Annotated in this window: 3 protein-coding genes and 1 pseudogene; 1 reads left to right on the forward strand and 3 read right to left on the reverse strand. The window is 39.9% G+C overall.

Annotation, left to right across the window (positions count from 1 at the left end):
* The 3 genes and pseudogenes from G4P69_RS36825 to G4P69_RS36835 form a co-directional block, all read right to left on the reverse strand.
* Window positions 1–346, reverse strand: a pseudogene (locus G4P69_RS36825) (ATP-binding protein); the annotation flags it as partial.
* A 42-nt stretch (window positions 347–388) separates the two neighbouring features.
* Window positions 389–1,678: an nSTAND1 domain-containing NTPase gene (locus tag G4P69_RS36830; protein ID WP_208354773.1), complete on the reverse strand. Its 1,290-nt coding sequence runs from the start codon at window positions 1,676–1,678 to the stop codon at window positions 389–391.
* A 137-nt stretch (window positions 1,679–1,815) separates the two neighbouring features.
* The gene (locus G4P69_RS36835) at window positions 1,816–2,154 is read right to left on the reverse strand and encodes a XisI protein (protein WP_208354774.1); all 339 of its coding nucleotides are present in this window, start codon (window positions 2,152–2,154) and stop codon (window positions 1,816–1,818) included.
* A 69-nt stretch (window positions 2,155–2,223) separates the two neighbouring features.
* Between G4P69_RS36835 and G4P69_RS36840 the strand changes: the two genes are divergently transcribed.
* A partial coding sequence (locus G4P69_RS36840; protein ID WP_208354775.1) for a restriction endonuclease subunit R occupies window positions 2,224–2,683 on the forward strand: 460 nt, incomplete at its 3' end.

The raw sequence follows: 2,683 nt of genomic DNA on the forward strand, positions 1-2,683 counted from the left end.
CCACGCCTGCCGCCACGCCAAACGCCACGCCAAACCAATCTATATGAATACCTATGTGCTGAAGAAGCCAACCCAAAGTTAACGGTGTAACAACTGTTAAAACCAAACCTTGGAGAAGCAAATTCCGCTGAGTAGTATTTCGCCGTAGCAACTCCCATCCCCTACGCCAATTCATTTCCCCTTCAGGAATATACCCACCCCCAAAAGTGTCCACATACCACCGCAAAGCTTGAGGGAAATAAAACACCCAGTACAACAGACGCAGGTAATCTAGCGGGTTCCACAGTGAGAGAGGGCGCTTGAGTTTGGGTGCTAAATCTAGGCGAGGTACAGGAGGGTGAGACATTAATTGATTGGTAATTTGTCAGTCGGTTGACATAAAATTCGTTCAATGATTTATATACTGCCTATAAGTGTCGTAACACAGCTGCACGAGTTGACGAGGATGTCCTCTACTTTTGTGTACTAGTTGAATAATTTCCTCCTCGGTAAAACTTACTGAAGTCCTCGCCAAGCGGTTATCAATAAAAGCGCGAATTGTAGCTTCATCCCAAGGCTTAATATGTTCTTCTTGACAAATACCTGCTAATGGTGATGTTCTACCTTGATCGTGACTATCGTTAAACAAATCATCTAGGGGTTGAGTTGCAGCTAAAATCAGTTTCAACGGTGCATCATTTCCCTCAGCCAAACCGCGCAACATATCTCGGACTTGACGTGTAAATCCTTGCCAATTAAACTTGCCTACGTTATCTAATGCCAGTAGCACTCTCTTGTTTTTTAAATTCCGGTTTAACATATACCCTGTACAATCCGGTATACCAACCTCATAACACAAAGCACCGTAGAAATCCTTTTCGTTATCCACCCCGTTCAAATCTAGAAAAACTGGCTGGCGCGGTGGTTGCAAGCGACTTTCTGCTTCTCGACAAATAGCCAATAGTAAGGAGGATTTACCAATTCCCTCATTTCCTATTAAAGCAACACTACTACCGCTATTGAGTGTTTCAAACACCCACCTTATTTCTTGTTCCCTTCCAAAGAACTTTTGTCGATCTTCTACTCTGCCATTTATAGGTATGAAAGGGTTAATAATGGGCTTTTCAGGTGGTGGAGTAACTTCTTTTATAAAAATAAGTGGTTTGAGATGTTCTGAAATACCTTGTTGCTGAATCTTTAGACAACCAAACTTATGAGCATCTTCAATAGAACGCTTTGCAGCTAATGCTTCGTAAAAACCGACAGAAAAGGCGATCGCTGCTTCATCAGTAATTTCATCATTCATCCCAATCGCAAAGGGAATGTGTTCAGCAATTGCCTTTGCCGGAATCCTAGAATAGCAAGCATTTAGCACTACACAATTCACATGCTGCTTAAACATCTTAAAGGTTGCAGCTAAAGCATCAGGCTTTACAAACTGAATTTCACCTACTTTATTTTCAAAGCAAAGCTCTCCGTGAGGCGTACCATGCCCAAAGAAATGTACAATATTCGGTTTAACATAAAGTATTTCTTTAGAGAAATCTTCCACTCGAACCGCTTCTCGCTGTTCTAGCTGATAGTTTCCTAATCGTAAACTTTCTTTAATATCTCGTAACTCTTGCATTAAGCGTAGCCGAGGAGCATTACTTGGATCGGCTGCTAAAAACAGGATTTTTACAGAGATATCACTCCTCATCGAGGTAATAAAGGTAATATTGCCAGTAGTATACCATGTTATAAAGTGCTGATATGTGTCAGGCTCGTAGCTTTACTTCGTAGGGTTTGGAAGAAGTAAGCTAATCGCGTCAAATGAAAAACCGTTTGTTCAGAGCGTTACGCGATCGCAAATCCAGTATAGGGTCTAACTTCTTCATCTTTAAACCCCAAAACAATCATCTCTTTGGGAATCCCCGCTTCAATTAAATCGTTTGCAAAACCGTACTCAGTACCATCCCGTTGAATCCAAATTTTGCCATTGATAATTTCAACGTCAATCAAACAACCATGAATTCGGCGTACTTTTCGCTCCCACCCTTCCGACATCACCAAATAGCGATCAGCATCGCGATCAAATACTGTTTTATTTCTAATCTCAGCATGGGGATATTGCAAGGTTGTAAACGCCTGTAACTTCTCCATAATAATGGCCCGGTACTGCTCTAATAGATCCATTCCGTGATCACCTCTTGCGAACTTTCAAGCACAATAGTACTAAAATTAGTAAATAGCTTTAAAAAAATTATGACTATTCTTCAAGCCAAAAATCTATCTTTAGCGGAGGTACATCATCTTTTTGGTTTTCAAAGACAATATAATAACTCTTTTTCTAGTTTATTATCTTTAGAACCTTTAACTGATTACGAACAACAGGAGTTGCTGCAAATTCAGAATGATTTTTCTAATTACTTGATAGATAGTAAAGTTTCAGAAGGACTAGTAAATATTTTAACAACTTTCCCTTCAATGCGGTTAGCTGGGTTTTATCGCTTTCCTATCAAAATTGAACTAGAGAAGGACATTGCTAGTATTGTCATTGAAGACGAGGATAAAACAATTACAGCTAGAATGGATATCCTCGCAATTAACAAATCTAAACAGACAACACCTAGCCCATATTTTTGGGTATTGGTAATTGAATCAAAAAACAGTGGTGTTGCAGTATCAGAGGGTTTACCGCAATTGCTAACTTACTGGAGTTTGG

The sequence above is a fragment of the Aetokthonos hydrillicola CCALA 1050 genome, assembly GCF_017591665.1.
Lineage (GTDB): Bacteria > Cyanobacteriota > Cyanobacteriia > Cyanobacteriales > Nostocaceae > Aetokthonos > Aetokthonos hydrillicola.